Origin of the sequence: Actinomycetospora aeridis (genome assembly GCF_037400275.1) — a bacterium.
Taxonomy (GTDB): Bacteria; Actinomycetota; Actinomycetes; order Mycobacteriales; family Pseudonocardiaceae; genus Actinomycetospora; species Actinomycetospora aeridis.
In genome coordinates, this window is the sequence record NZ_JBBEGL010000006.1 from 258479 (window position 1) to 271870 (window position 13392).

Consider the following 13392-nt stretch of genomic DNA (forward strand, 5'->3'; position numbering starts at 1 on the left):
ACAGAACGTCACGGATCGTTCACGAGGGGTGTCATGAGCAGCAGCGTCCGCACCAGCACCGTCCCGCCCGCCGCGCCACCCGCCCGCATCGCGCTGGCGGTCGTGCTCGCGGCCGTCGTCGCCGCCGTGGTCAACACCCTCATCGGGCTGCTGGTCGGCCTGATCGAGGGCACCGGCTACAACCCGACCACGGCGATCATCTACAGCGTGATCGGCGTGCTCGTCGGGCTCGTCGGCTGGGTGCTGATCCGGCAGTTCGCGCCCCGCCCGGCGGCCGTGCTGCGCTGGGTGGTGCCGCTGGTGGTCGTGCTGAGCTTCATCCCGGACCTCTACCTGCTCACCTTCGGGATGTCGGTGCTGCTGGTGATCGCGCTGATGATCATGCACGTCGTGGTCGCGGCGGTCGCGGTGCCGGCGTTCCGGCGCGTGCTCCCCGTCTAGCTCCTCCCCGTCCGCGTCACTGCATCCCCGACGCCGCCAGCGGGTCCCACCCGGCCGTCCGGAACAGGTCCTGGAGCTGGCGGCGCCGGACGCCGATGTTGCTGCCCTCGATCACCGGGTACGCGAGCGCGGCGTGCAGGTGCCCGACGATCGGGAAGCCCGTGTCGTAGGCGGTGACCCCGACGAGCTTCACCAGCGCGTTCACCACGTCGACGCCGGTCTCGGACCCGAACACCTTCGCGTGCAGCGCGAGCTCCGGCCCGCTCGGGTGCTGGGCCATGACGGCGTCGAGGGCCCGCCAGGCCAGCAGGCGCACCGCCTCGATGCGGCCCTTCGCGTCGGCGAGGACGTCGGACACCGCCTGGTGCTCGATGATCGGCCCCGGGCCGCCCCGGCTCTCGGTGGTGGCGAAGCGGTAGGCGACGTCGAACGCCTCGCGCATCGCGGCGACGGCGAAGATGCCGATCGACGCCCCGCTCGGGAAGAAGGCGTTGCGCGTGAGCGCGACGCCCTGCCCCTCGGCCCCGAGCAGGTTCGCGCGCGGCACCCGGACGTCGTGCAGCCGCACCCGTGAGGTCAGGCAGCCCCGCAGGCCCGGCAGGTCGTGGTGCTGCTCGACCTCGACGTGCCCCGCCAGGTGGTCGCGCTCGGCGACGACCAGCGAGACCCCGCCCGGAGCGCGGCACACGATCGTCATGAGGTCCGGGCCGTCGCCGTCCCAACCCGACAGGTGCGACGCCCACGCCTTCCGTCCGTTGATCACGTAGTGGTCGCCGTCGACCACGGCCGTCGTGCGGGTGCCGGCGGCGGGCGGTTCGGCGTCGAAGTTCGCGCTGCCCTCGGGCTCGCTGTAGGCCATCGCCGCCAGTGGCGCCCCGGAGTCCGCGAGGAACGGCGCGACGAAGCGCCCCACCTGGTCCGGGGTGCCGGCCTCGTAGACCGGGGCGAGCGCGATGAGCGGGCCGGCCATCGAGATCACGAAGTCCGGGCTCTTGGCGGCCCACTCCTCGATGAAGATCGCGGCATCGACCCCGCTCGAGGCGGCGCCGCCGACCGGCGCCGGGATCAGTCCCTTGAGGAAGCCCTGCCCGACCGCCTTCTCGAACACCGGCCGGGCCAGCAGCGCGCGGGCGAGCGGGTCGGGCTCGGCGCGCACGGCCGCGGCGAGGTCGCGGAGGTGCTCCTCGGCGAACCCCCGCGCGGCGGCCTTGAGCTGCTCCTGCTCCGGGCTCAGCGTGAACGACACGACCATGACGACTCCTCCTCGGCGCGGGTGCGTCGAGCCTGGCCCGGCGACCCGCGCGCGTCTCGGCCGTCCGTGCACGCCCGGCGTCCCGTTCGTGCACCCCGCGGGTCAGGAGGGCCGCACCTCCCGTGGCGAGACCCCGAACCGTCGGCGGAAGGCCCGGCTGAACGACGTCGGGTCGTCGAAGCCGTGGGCGGCCGCCACGGCCGTCACCGTCGCGGTGGTCGCCGGGTCCGCCAGCAGGGACGCGCAGCGCTCGAGCCGCCGGCGGCGCACGGTCGCGGCGAACGACTCGTCGGCGTCGGCGAACAGGTTGTGCAGCGTCCGCGGTGAGATCGCGAACCGCCGGCAGACGCCCGGCACGGTGAGGTCGCGGTCGCCGAGGTGGGCGTCGACGTGGGCCAGGACCGCCTCGCGGGTGACCCCGGACGGGCCCGTCCCGGGCGCGGCCACCGCCCCCGCGACCGCCGCCGCGAAGGAGGTGGCGAGCTCCGGGGCGCCGGGCGCGTCCGCCTCGACCGACCAGAGCGCGGACATCAGCGCGGTCACCGCGGCGCCGGACCCGGTCGGGGCGATCGGGCGTCCCAGGTCGGGGCGCCGCCCGCCGAGGTCACGGCGCGGCACCCGGAAGGACACCATCCGCCACGCCCGGTCGAAGCGGAAGAAGTAGGGCTCGGTGGTGTCGACGACGACGAGCTCACCGGGCCGCACGACGGTCGTCCGGTCGCCGACGGTGGTGACGCACCGCCCGGCGAGCTGCAGGTTCACGAAGTAGTACTCACCCGCGGTGCGGGCGACCTCGCGGGGCCCGTGGTCGGTGCGCTGGGCCTGCGCCGCGATCCGTGCGCGGTTCAGCCCCGCGAGCGGCCGCGTCTCCACCGTCGCGGCGAACCCCGGGGCGTCGGTCGTGCGGTGCGGCGTCAGCGGCACGAAGGCCTCGCAGATGACCTCGCGCCAGTACCCGAACTGCTCGCACGCGGGCAGCTCCGCGATGTCCCAGACGCCCACGTCGCATCACCTCCGCAGCACCATCCTGGCCCGGTACCGCCGGGTCGGGAACGCAACGCCGGCGTCACACGGAGGTCACGTCCGTCTCGTCTCCTGTCAGGAGACACGAGTTCATCACAGGAGCAGCGAGCTCTAGGCAATCTCCTGTGGAGAGACTAGATTTCTCGACAAGAGACGAGAAGGGACCCCGATGACGACGGACACCTCCCCGCTGGCACCACCCGCGCCGCTCCCGACCGGCATCACCCTGCCGGAGCCGTCCCTCGCCGAGCGCGCGCGGCAGGACGGGGTCCGCTTCCTCCTCGCGATGTTCGTCGACCTCACCGGCAAGCCCTGCGCCAAGCTCGTCCCCGTCGAGTCCGCCGACGAGCTGCAGCACGAGGGCGTCGGCTTCGCCGGCTACGCCGTCGGCGCGATCGGCCAGCAGCCGTGCGACCCGGACCTCGTCGCCATCCCCGACGTCACCAGCTACACCCCGCTGCCGTGGGTGCGCGACGGGCTCGCGCTCGTGCACTGCGACCCGCACGTCGAGGGCCGGCCCTGGCACTTCGCCCCGCGCGTGATCCTCCAGCGGGTGCTGGAGCGGGCGCGGGCCCGGCAGCTGGAGCTCTTCGCCGGTGCCGAGATCGAGTACTTCCTCGTCCGCCGCGACGAGGACGGCGCCGTCGCCCTCGCCGACGCCCTGGACCGCGAGACGAAGCCCTGTTACGACGCCCGCGGGCTGACCCGGATGTACGAGCACCTCACCGGGATCTCCGCGGCGATGAACGCGCTCGGCTGGGGCAACTACGCCAACGACCACGAGGACGCCAACGGCCAGTTCGAGCAGAACTTCGCCTACGCCGACGCCCTCACCACGGCCGACCGCGTCATCACCGCCCGCTACCTGATCTCCATGCTCGCCGAGGCGCGCGGCATGACCGCCACCTTCATGCCCAAGCCGTTCGCCGACCGCACCGGCTCCGGCATGCACCTGCACCTCTCGCTCTGGCAGGACGGCGCGTCCCGCTTCCCCGACGACGCCGACCCCCGCGGCTTCGGCCTCTCCGAGCTCGCCTACCGCTTCCTCGGCGGCGTCCTCGACCACGCAACGGGGATGCAGGCCGTCCTCGCACCGACCGTCAACTCCTACAAGCGCACCGGCGCCACCTCGACCCGCTCCGGGGCCACGTGGTCACCGCGCCGCCCCACCTACGGCGGCAACGACCGCACCCACTACGTGCGGATCCCCGACGGGCAGCGCATCGAGCTGCGCGGCGGCGACGGCGCCACCAACCCCTACCTCGCGCTCGCCGTGGCGCTCGCCGCCGGGCTCGACGGGATCGAGCGCGAGACCGACCCGGACGCCACCACCGAGCGTGCGGAGCTGCCGCCGACGCTGCTGCACGCCGTCGACGCCCTCGGGCTCGACCCCGTCGTCACCGGGGGCCTCGATGCCGCCGGGCCGGGCGTCGCGGAGTACTTCGCGGCCCGCAAGCGCGACGAGTTCTTCGACTGGCACGCCACGGTCGGGCCCTGGGAGCACGACCAGTACCTGACGGCCTTCTGAGACAGGCCCTCCGCCACCCCGAGAACGAGAGGAGACCGCCCGTGTGCGGGATCGTCGGACTCCACCTGCGCGACCCCGAGCTGTACCCGCAGCTCGGCCGGCTCCTGGAGTCGATGCTGTGCGGCGTCGTCGAGCGCGGCCCCGACTCCGCCGGGGTCGCCGTCTACGGCGACACCCGCCGCGTGCCGGACGGCCACGCCGCGGTGTCGGTGCTGCTCCCGTCCGAGGCGACGCCGGAGGCGCTCAAGGACGCCCTCGCCGCGCTCGCGCCGGAGGTCACCCCGGCCGGTGACACCACCGTGGTCGCCGCGCCGACCGGCGTCGACGAGCTCGTCGCCGCGGTCCGGACTGCGTTCCCGGCCGCGACCGTGATCGGCTCGGGCCGCGACCTCGCCGTCTACAAGGGCACCGGCCACCCCCGTGAGCTCGCCGCGACCTACGACCTCGCGGGCGCCCACGGCTGGCAGGGCCTCGCGCACACGCGGATGGCGACGGAGTCGGCGGTGACCCCGGAGGGCTGCCACCCGTTCTCGGTCGGCCCGGACCAGTGCCTGGTGCACAACGGCTCGTTCTCCAACCACGCCACGATCCGCCGCGACCTCGTGCGCGAGGGCGTCACCTTCGACTCGGCGAACGACTCCGAGGTCGGTGCCCGCTTCGTCGCCTCCCGCCTCGCGCAGGGCGAGGACCTCGAGAAGGCGCTGCTCGCGCTGCGCGAGACGTTCGACGGCTTCTACACGCTGCTGGTCACGAGCGCGGACGGGTTCGCCGTCGTGCGCGACCCGATCGCCTGCAAGCCCGCGGTGATCGCCGAGACGGACGCCTGGGTCGCCATGGCCTCGGAGTTCCGCGCGCTCGCCCCGCTGCCCGGCATCGACGACGCCCGCCTCTACGAGCCCGAGCCCGGAAAGGTCTACGCATGGACTCGCTAGACACCGTCACGTTCGACCTCGCCGACACCGGCGGCGTGCGCGCCCTCAACGCCGAGCTCCACCGGCCGACGTCGAAGTCGTACGCGGTGGCGAACCCCGCCGGTGCCCACGCGATCGCGGCCGGGATCGACGCCGACCTCGCCGTCGAGGTCCACGGCCACGCCGGCTACTACTGCGCCGGCATGAACGACGGCGGCACCGTGACCGTCCACGGCAACGCCGGCACCGGCGTCGCCGAGAACATGATGTCCGGGACCGTGCGGGTCACCGGCGACGCGTCCCAGTCCGCCGGCGCCACCGCCCACGGCGGCCTGCTCGTCATCGAGGGCTCGGCGTCGATGCGCTGCGGGATCTCGATGAAGGGCGTCGACATCGTGGTCGGCGGCTCGGTCGGCTCGATGAGCGCGTTCATGGCTCAGGCCGGCCGGATGGTCGTGTGCGGCGACGCCGGCGACGGGCTCGGCGACTCGATCTACGAGGCGCGGCTCTACGTCCGCGGCTGCGTCGGCGCCCTCGGCGCCGACTGCGTCGAGAAGGAGATGCGCGACGAGCACCGCGCCGAGCTCGCCGAGCTCCTCGCCGACGCCGGCCTCGACCACGACCCGGCGGAGTTCCGCCGCTACGGGTCGGCGCGCTCCCTCTACCACTTCACCAGCGAGCACTCGGGGACTTACTGATGGCCCTCAGGGAGTCGGCCACCTACGGCCGCGGCGTCATCGCCGACATCCAGCGCGCCGCCGAGACCGGCGTCTACGACATCCGCGGCTGGGGCGCCAAGCGCGCCGTCCCGCACTTCGACGACCTGCTCTTCCTCGGCGCGAGCATGTCCCGCTACCCGCTCGAGGGCTACCGCGAGCGCTGCGACACCGACGTCGTCCTCGGCGACCGCCACGCGAAGTTCCCGCTGCACCTGCAGACCCCGGTGACGATCGCCGGGATGAGCTTCGGCGCCCTCTCCGCCCAGGCGAAGGAGGCCCTCGGCCGCGGGGCCAGCGAGGTCGGCACCTCCACCACCACCGGCGACGGTGGCATGACCGACGAGGAGCGTGGCCAGTCCAAGCACCTCGTCTACCAGTACCTCCCCAGCCGCTACGGCATGAACCCGACGCACCTGCGCTCCGCGGACGCGATCGAGGTGGTGCTGGGGCAGGGCGCCAAGCCCGGCGGCGGCGGCATGCTGCTCGGCCAGAAGATCTCCGACCGGGTCGCCGAGATGCGCACCCTCCCACCCGGCATCGACCAGCGCTCCGCCTGCCGCCACCCCGACTGGACCGGCCCCGACGACCTCGCCATCAAGATCGGCGAGCTGCGCGAGATCACCGACTGGGAGAAGCCGGTCTACGTCAAGGTCGGCGCGACCCGCACCTACTACGACGTCAAGCTCGCCGTCGCCGCGGGCGCCGACGTGGTGGTGGTCGACGGGATGCAGGGCGGCACCGCCGCCACCCAGGAGGTGTTCATCGAGCACGTCGGCATCCCCACCCTGGCCGCGATCCCGCAGGCGGTGCAGGCGCTGCAGGAGCTCGGGCTGCACCGCAAGGTCCAGCTGATCGTCTCCGGCGGCATCCGCACCGGCGCCGACGTCGCCAAGGCCATGGCCCTCGGCGCGGACGCGGTCGCCATCGGCACCGCCGCCCTGATCGCGCTCGGCGACAACGACCCGCAGTACGCCGCGGAGTACGAGGCGATGGGCTCGGCGGCGGGGTACTACGACGACTTCCAGGACGGCCGCGACCCCGCCGGGATCACCACCCAGGACCCCGAACTCGCCCAGCGCCTCGACCCCGTCGACGCCGGACGACGCCTCGCGAACTACCTGCGCGTCCTCACCATGGAGGCCCAGACCATCGCCCGCGCCTGCGGGAAGGCCCACGTGCTGCACCTCGAGCCCGAGGACCTCGTCGCCCTGACCATCGAGGCCGCCGCCATGGCCCGCGTCCCGCTCGCCGGCACCAGCTGGATCCCGGGGGTGACCCGGTGAGCGCCGACACCGCCGAGGTCGTCATCGTCGGAGGCGGCCTCGAGGGCTGCGCCGCCGCCTGGGCCCTCGCCGAGCGCGGCACCACCGACGTCGTCATCGTCGAGCGCTCCACCGTGGGCTCCGGCGGCACCGGCAAGTCGTCCGGGGTCGTGCGCTGCCACTACGGCGTCTCCTCGCTGGCCGCCATGGCGACCCGCGCGCTGGAGGTCTTCGAGAACGCGGCCGACGTGCTCGGCGAGGACGTCGGCTTCCACCAGACCGGCTACGTCGTGGGCGTCGGCGAGCCGAACGTCGACGCCCTGCGCGCCTCGATGGCCGACCAGCGCGCCGTCGGGGTGCGCACCGAGGACATCGACGCCTCCGAGGTCGCCAAGCTGTGGCCGTCGGCCGACCTCGAGCCCTTCGCCGCGTTCGCCTGGGAGGAGCGCGGCGGCTACGGCGACGCCTACCAGACCGCCCAGGCCTTCGCGGGCGCCGCGCGCCGCGCCGGCGTCCGGCTGCGCCAGGGCACCACGGTCACCGACCTCGTCACGCGGGGCGGCGCCGTCACCGGGGTCCGCCTCGCCGACGGCTCGGAGATCCACACGGGCACGGTCGTGCTGACGGCCGGCCCGTGGTCGGTGCCGCTGCTCGCCAAGCACGGCATCACGCTGCCGATCACCGTGCACCGCGAGCAGATCGTGCTGATCGACCCGGGCGAGGCGCTGGGCCCGGTGCCGGTGTTCTCCGACCTCGTCTCGCTGCAGTACGTCCGGCCCGAGAGCGGCGGGGAGATCCTGTTCGGCAACTCCGACCTCGCCGAGCTCGAGCCCGCCGACCCGGACCGCTACTCGAACCAGGCCACGCCGTCGTTCCTGGACCTGGCGGTGGAGAAGGTCGGGACGCGCTTCCCGGGGCTGGAGGACGCGGCGATCGCGTCGACCTACGCCGGGTGCTACGACGTCACGCCCGACTTCAACCCGGCGATCTCGGAGACCGAGATCGAGGGGCTGATCGTCGCCGCCGGGTTCTCGGGGCACGGGTTCAAGATCGCGCCGTCGGTGGGCAGGCTCGTGGCGGACCTGGTGATGTACGGCACGAGCCGCGACCCGGACATCCCGGCGTCGGACTTCCGGCTCTCCCGCTTCGCCGAGGGCGAGCTCCTGCGCAGCCCGCACCCCTACGTCGGCGCCGGGGAGATGCGCTGACGGCATACTCCCCGTCATGAGCCAGGAGGACGGTGTCGACCCCGGGGGGCCGGCAGCGCGGGAGGTCGCGACGCCGACCTCCCAGGAGGGGCGGCTCGAGCGGGCCATCGGCGCGGAGGTCCGGCGGCTGCGCCGGGCCTCCGGGGCCACGCTCGCCGAGATGTCGGTGCGCACCGGCATCTCCAAGCCGATGCTCTCGAAGATCGAGCACGCGCAGACGTCGTGCAGCCTCACGACGCTCGCGCGGCTCGCCGACGCGCTCGACATCCCGGTGACGGCGTTCTTCCGCGGCGCCGACGTCGAGCGGGAGGCCGTGCACACCCGCTCGGGTGCCGGCGCGCGGATCGTCGCGCGCGGCACCCGGGTGGGGCACGACTACACGCTGCTCGGCGGCCTGCGCGGCCAGCACAAGCGCATGGAGGCCCACCTCGTCACGCTCACCGAGCGCAGCGAGGAGTTCCCGCTCTTCCAGCACCCGGGCACCGAGCTGCTGTACATGCTCGAGGGCCACATGGTCTACAGCCACGGCGAGTCGAGCTACGACCTGCTGCCCGGCGACGCGCTCCAGCTCGACGGCAACGGGCTGCACGGCCCGCAGGACCTGCTGGAGCTCCCGATCCGCTTCCTGTCGGTGGTCGCCCACCCCGACGCGGGGAACGGCGAGGACTAGAACACAGCCAGGTCAGAAGACAATCGTCGAGTGCCCGTCGAGCAGCACCCGGTCCTCGCAGTGCCACCGCACGGCCCGCGCGAGCACGGTCCGCTCGACGTCGGCACCGCGGCGGGTGATGTCGGCGACCCGGTCGCGGTGGGAGATCCGGGCTACGTCCTGCTCGATGATCGGGCCCTCGTCGAGGTCCTCGGTGACGTAGTGGGCCGTCGCGCCGACGAGCTTCACCCCGCGCGTCTTCGCCTGCTCGTAGGGGCCCGCCCCCGCGAACGCGGGCAGGAACGAGTGGTGGATGTTGATCGCCGGCACGCCGATGCGCTCGAGGAACCCGCCCGTGAGCACCTGCATGTAGCGGGCGAGCACGACGAGGTCGACCCGGCCGTCGAGCAGCTCGGCCTGCTGGCGCTCGGCCTCGGGCTTGGTGTCGCGCGTGACCGGGATGTGCGCGTAGGGCACGTCGAAGGTCGCGACCTCCTTCTGCAGGTCGGGGTGGTTGGAGACCACCTGCACGACGTCGATCGGCAGCTCCCCGCGTCGCCACCGCCACAGCAGGTCGAGCAGGCAGTGGTCGTAGCGCGACACGAACAGCGCCACGCGCGTCGGGACCGACGCGGCCCGCATCCGGAACGACATCCCGAAGCGCTCGGCGACCTCCGCGCCGAACTCCTCCTCCAGGGCCGGGAGCCACGTCGTCAGCTCCGGCATCCGGAACACGATCCGCAGGAAGAACCGGCCCCCGACGGGGTCGGTGGTCTGCTGGTCGGACTGGACGATGTTCGCGCCGCGGGCGAGGAGGAAGCCGCTGATCGCCGCCACGATGCCGGGCCCGTCCGGGCAGGAGACGAGGAGACGCCCGACCTCGGGGTCCGGCAGGGAGGCTTCCATGATCAGCTCCAGGGGAACGGCGAGTGGCTCGTCGGGTGGAGCTCTCCCGCCGCGTAGCGCGCGAAGCGGAAGGGCTCCAGCAGGTCCTGCGGCTCGCCGAGCAGCTCCTTGGCCACCAGCGCGCCGACTCCGATCATCTTGTACCCGTGGTTGGAGTCGGCGATGACGTACGCGTTCCCCCGGAAGGAATCGAAGACCGGGAAGCTGTCCGGCGTGAACGCCCCGAGCCCGCCCGAGGGCTCCTTGCGGTAGACGTCGCGACGGCCCTGGAAGCGCTTGTGGCACACGGCGAGCGCGGAGGTCCACATCCGCACGAAGTCCTCGCCGACCACGAACTCGGGGCTGGAGACGCCGTAGGGGTCGACGGCCACGGTGTCGGCCGGGCGCCCGACCTGCTCGGGTGACGCGCCGCCCTGGACGCCGCCGAAGTGGAAGTCCGGCTTGTAGTAGATGCCCCAGATCTGATCGGTGATCAGCTCGCCGTCGATGTCGTCGTAGAGCGGGGCGTCGGAGTCGACGTGGATCACCGGCGGCAGCTCGCCGCGGTTGTCCATGAACTCGTGGGGGTCGACGCCGAGGATGCCCTCCTGCAGCGCCCAGTAGGTCCACATCGGGACGTCGACGGTGCGGCCGTCGGGCATCCGCACCGGCGTCGTGGACGGGAGCTCGAGCATCGACCACAGGTCGCGGACCCACGGCCCGACCGCGGCGACGACGTGCTCGCACGTGATCGTCCCGGCGTCGGTCTCGACGGCGCTGACACTCGGGCGAGCGGAGCGACGGGATGAACTCGAGTCGTCGGTGAACTGCAGCCCGGTGACGGTCACGCCGGTGACGATCGAGGCGCCGGCCGCGCGCACCTTCTCCTCGAGCCCGCGCAGCGAGGCGACGTTGTTGGCGTAGCCTCCGCGCAGCTCGTGCAGGATCACCGAGACGCCGGGCGCCTGCCAGTCCGAGAACATCTCGCGCATGTAGTCGTGGCAGGCGTCGACGCCCTCGACGAGCACCGAGTCGTAGCCGATCGCCTGCTGCTCGGCGTGGATCTGCACGACGTCGGCGTGCATCGCCTCCGGCGCGGCCTGGACGTAGCCCACCCCGTGGTAGGAGAACGCCTCGGGATCGGACTCCCACACGTCGACCGAGTGCGCCATCAGCCGGCGCATCGCGGGCTGGAAGTAGTTGTTGCGGATGACGCCGCACGCCACGCCGGAGGCGCCGGCGCCGACGGCGGTCTTGTCGATCACCAGCACCTCGCTGCCGTCGCCCAGGCCGCGCTCGCGCAGCTCCGTGGCGAGGTGCCAGGCGGTGGACAGGCCGTGGATGCCCGCGCCGATGATCAGGTACTGGGTCTGCGAGGGGACCATGCTGCTCACCCGTTCCGCGCTACCATTGCCCTAGAGGCAACGGTATTTCTCTCTGGGAGACGAAGCTAACATGGCGAGAACCGGTCGACCAGCAGATCGGCAGGTCGAGTCCGTCCAGAAGGCGATCGCCGTCCTGGACGTCCTGGCGGCCGCCGGCGAGGAGCTCGGGACCAACGAGATCGCCCGCCGGACGGGGATCAACGCGAGCACCGTGTCGCGGCTGCTCGCGACGCTCGCCGCGCCCGGCCTCGTGACCCACCACGTCACCAGCGGGCGCTACGGCCTGGGGATCCGCATCCTGCAGCTCGCCGGCGCGGCGCGGGAGACGCTCGACATCCGGCGGATCGCCCGCCCGTCGCTCGAGGACATCGCGGCCGTGAGCGGCGAGACCGCCACCCTGTCGGTGCCCGGCGAGCACGACGTCATGACCTTCGACTTCGTGCAGAGCCCCCAGTCGGTGCGCAGCGTCGCCGAGGTCGGGCGCAACAGCGTGCGGCACGCCACGGCCGTCGGGAAGGTCTTCCTCGCCCACGGCGGCACGGCCCCGGCGGAGCTCACCCGGTTCACCGAGCACACGATCACCGACCACGCGGTCCTCGAGCGCGAGATCGCGCGGATCCGCGAGGCCGGCTGGGCGCTCTCCCTGGGCGAGCGCGAGGCCGACCTCGTCGGGGTGGCGGTGCCGGTGTGCGACGCCGATGGCGACCTCATCGCGATCCTCGGCGTGCAGGGCCCGCGCGGGCGGCTCGACGCACCGCGCGCGGAGGTGCTGGCCGGGACGCTGACCGAGCACGCCCGGACGGTCGCCTCGGCGTTCTGAGGGACGGCTCAGCGCACCGCGGTCAGGCGCGTCCGCGCCCACGGCTCGGCCGCGCTCTCCTCCCCGGCGACGAGGGCCTGGCGGTAGTACTGCTGGGCCGCCGCGACGCCCGAGCCGGCCTCGAGCGGCACGCCCGCGTCGAGCAGCGCCATCTCGGCCGCGGCGAGCGCGCTCAGGCAGGACACCTCGTTGACGTCGCCGAGGTGCCCGATGCGGAACACCTTCCCGGCGACCTTGCCGAGGCCGCCGCCGAACGACGTCCGGTACCGGTGGTAGGCGATGCGGCACACCGCGGCCCCGTCGACCCCCGCCGGCACCCGCACGGCGGTGACCGTGTCCGAGTACCAGCGCGGCGACAGCGCGCACAGGTCCAGTCCCCACGCCTTCACGCCCTGCCGGACCCCCTCCCCCAGCCGGTGGTGACGGGCGGCGACCTCGTCCATGCCCTCGTCGAGCAGCCGGTCGAGCGAGGCCCGCAGGCCGTGCAGCAGCGGCGTCGGCGGGGTGTAGGGGAAGTAGCCGACGTCGTTCGCGGCGATCATGTCGCGGAACGCGAAGTAGCACCGCTCCGTCGTCGTGCGCTCCGCGGCGGCGAGCGCCTTCTCGCTGACGCCCAGGATCGCGAGGCCCGCGGGGAGCATGAACCCCTTCTGGCTCCCGGCGACCGCGACGTCGACGCCCCAGTCGTCCTGGCGGAACTCGATCGACGCGATCGACGAGACGCCGTCGACGAACAGCAGAGCGTCGGACCCGGCGGCGTCCATCGCGCTCCGCACGGCCCGGACGTCGCTGGTCACGCCGGTGGCGGTCTCGTTGTGGGTCACGAAGACGGCCCGGATGGACGGGTCGGCGCGCAGCGCCTGCTCGTAGGCCTCGACCGGGACGCCCTCGCCCCACTCGACGTCGTGGAGGACGACGTCGAGCCCGAGCCGCTGCGCCATGTCGGCCCAGAGGGTGGAGAAGTGGCCGTACCGCGACATGAGGACCCGGTCGCCGCGGGAGAGGCAGTTGCTGATCGCCGCCTCCCAGGCCCCGGTCCCGGACCCCGGGTAGAGCAGCACGCGGCCCTCCCTGAGCCGGAGGACGCGCGAGAGGTCACCCAGGAGGTCGAGGACGAAGTCCGGGAAGTCCGGAGCGCGGTGGTCCTCCATCGGGACGTTCATCGCCCGGCGGACCACCTCGGGCACGGTGGTCGGGCCGGGGACGAAGAGGTGCGTCGTTCCGATCTTCACGGCCGTTCCTCCCGACGAGCGGCATGCGGTGCCCTCGACGCTAGGTCGCCCCGCCCTCCCCCGACTCCCCCGTCACG

The 13392-nt window shown here is 73.2% G+C and carries 13 protein-coding genes; 8 read left to right on the forward strand and 5 right to left on the reverse strand.

Annotated elements, in window-relative coordinates:
• Positions 1-33 precede the first annotated feature (33 nt).
• A complete protein-coding gene (locus tag WCD41_RS22495; protein WP_337716618.1) occupies positions 34-441 on the forward strand; it encodes a DUF6069 family protein in 408 nt (135 codons plus the stop codon).
• 16 nt (positions 442-457) lie between these two features.
• Here WCD41_RS22495 and WCD41_RS22500 read toward each other — a convergent pair whose 3' ends face one another.
• Positions 458-1693: an acyl-CoA dehydrogenase family protein gene (locus tag WCD41_RS22500; RefSeq protein ID WP_337716620.1), complete on the reverse strand. Its 1236-nt coding sequence runs from the start codon at positions 1691-1693 to the stop codon at positions 458-460.
• 102 nt (positions 1694-1795) lie between these two features.
• On the reverse strand, positions 1796-2695 hold the full coding sequence (locus WCD41_RS22505) for a helix-turn-helix domain-containing protein (protein ID WP_337716622.1): 900 nt from the start codon (positions 2693-2695) through the stop codon (positions 1796-1798).
• 190 nt (positions 2696-2885) lie between these two features.
• Between WCD41_RS22505 and glnT the strand changes: the two genes are divergently transcribed.
• Genes glnT through WCD41_RS22535 form a run of 6 tightly spaced genes read left to right on the forward strand, consistent with a single transcriptional unit; the run spans position 2886 to position 9014 of the window.
• Positions 2886-4244 carry a type III glutamate--ammonia ligase gene (glnT, locus tag WCD41_RS22510; RefSeq protein ID WP_337716623.1) on the forward strand — a complete coding sequence of 453 codons (1359 nt, stop codon included), beginning with the start codon at positions 2886-2888 and terminating at the stop codon, positions 4242-4244.
• A 41-nt stretch (positions 4245-4285) separates the two neighbouring features.
• A complete protein-coding gene (locus WCD41_RS22515; RefSeq protein ID WP_337716625.1) occupies positions 4286-5176 on the forward strand; it encodes a class II glutamine amidotransferase domain-containing protein in 891 nt (296 codons plus the stop codon).
• The gene (locus WCD41_RS22520) at positions 5164-5853 is read left to right on the forward strand and encodes a GltB/FmdC/FwdC-like GXGXG domain-containing protein (RefSeq protein WP_337716627.1); all 690 of its coding nucleotides are present in this window, start codon (positions 5164-5166) and stop codon (positions 5851-5853) included. Before WCD41_RS22515 ends, WCD41_RS22520 begins: the two co-directional genes overlap by 13 nt.
• Positions 5853-7157, forward strand: coding sequence for an FMN-binding glutamate synthase family protein (locus WCD41_RS22525; protein ID WP_337716629.1), 1305 nt, complete (start codon positions 5853-5855; stop codon positions 7155-7157). Before WCD41_RS22520 ends, WCD41_RS22525 begins: the two co-directional genes overlap by 1 nt.
• Entirely contained in the window at positions 7154-8344 is a 1191-nt protein-coding gene (locus WCD41_RS22530) for an NAD(P)/FAD-dependent oxidoreductase (RefSeq protein WP_337716631.1), read from the forward strand. Before WCD41_RS22525 ends, WCD41_RS22530 begins: the two co-directional genes overlap by 4 nt.
• Before the next feature lie 16 nt (positions 8345-8360).
• Entirely contained in the window at positions 8361-9014 is a 654-nt protein-coding gene (locus WCD41_RS22535; RefSeq protein ID WP_337716632.1) for a helix-turn-helix domain-containing protein, read from the forward strand.
• Between the two features lie 12 nt (positions 9015-9026).
• Here the strand turns inward: WCD41_RS22535 and purU are convergent, their stop codons facing one another.
• Both purU and WCD41_RS22545 read right to left on the reverse strand, forming a co-directional pair.
• Positions 9027-9899 (reverse strand): formyltetrahydrofolate deformylase, encoded by an 873-nt coding sequence (gene purU / locus WCD41_RS22540; RefSeq protein WP_337716634.1) that lies wholly within the window; start codon positions 9897-9899, stop codon positions 9027-9029.
• A gap of 2 nt (positions 9900-9901) precedes the next feature.
• Positions 9902-11263: an NAD(P)/FAD-dependent oxidoreductase gene (locus tag WCD41_RS22545; protein WP_337717016.1), complete on the reverse strand. Its 1362-nt coding sequence runs from the start codon at positions 11261-11263 to the stop codon at positions 9902-9904.
• A 70-nt stretch (positions 11264-11333) separates the two neighbouring features.
• Between WCD41_RS22545 and WCD41_RS22550 the strand changes: the two genes are divergently transcribed.
• The gene (locus tag WCD41_RS22550; RefSeq protein WP_337716636.1) at positions 11334-12083 is read left to right on the forward strand and encodes an IclR family transcriptional regulator; all 750 of its coding nucleotides are present in this window, start codon (positions 11334-11336) and stop codon (positions 12081-12083) included.
• Between the two features lie 8 nt (positions 12084-12091).
• On the opposite strand, the gene WCD41_RS22555 is transcribed toward WCD41_RS22550, so the two are convergent.
• Positions 12092-13315, reverse strand: coding sequence for a pyridoxal-phosphate-dependent aminotransferase family protein (locus tag WCD41_RS22555; RefSeq protein WP_337716638.1), 1224 nt, complete (start codon positions 13313-13315; stop codon positions 12092-12094).
• Positions 13316-13392: the final 77 nt, after the last annotated feature.

What these genes read in the sequence shown, in the direction of transcription:
- WCD41_RS22550 (WP_337716636.1), top strand. Translation starts at nt 11,334, where the DNA reads ATGGCGAGAACCGGTCGACCAGCAGATCGGCAGGTCGAGTCCGTCCAG.
- WCD41_RS22525 (WP_337716629.1), top strand. Translation starts at nt 5,853, where the DNA reads ATGGCCCTCAGGGAGTCGGCCACCTACGGCCGCGGCGTCATCGCCGAC.
- WCD41_RS22520 (WP_337716627.1), top strand. Translation starts at nt 5,164, where the DNA reads ATGGACTCGCTAGACACCGTCACGTTCGACCTCGCCGACACCGGCGGC.
- WCD41_RS22495 (WP_337716618.1), top strand. Translation starts at nt 34, where the DNA reads ATGAGCAGCAGCGTCCGCACCAGCACCGTCCCGCCCGCCGCGCCACCC.
- WCD41_RS22500 (WP_337716620.1), bottom strand. Translation starts at nt 1,693, where the DNA reads ATGGTCGTGTCGTTCACGCTGAGCCCGGAGCAGGAGCAGCTCAAGGCC.
- glnT (WP_337716623.1), top strand. Translation starts at nt 2,886, where the DNA reads ATGACGACGGACACCTCCCCGCTGGCACCACCCGCGCCGCTCCCGACC.
- WCD41_RS22535 (WP_337716632.1), top strand. Translation starts at nt 8,361, where the DNA reads ATGAGCCAGGAGGACGGTGTCGACCCCGGGGGGCCGGCAGCGCGGGAG.
- WCD41_RS22545 (WP_337717016.1), bottom strand. Translation starts at nt 11,263, where the DNA reads ATGGTCCCCTCGCAGACCCAGTACCTGATCATCGGCGCGGGCATCCAC.
- purU (WP_337716634.1), bottom strand. Translation starts at nt 9,899, where the DNA reads ATGGAAGCCTCCCTGCCGGACCCCGAGGTCGGGCGTCTCCTCGTCTCC.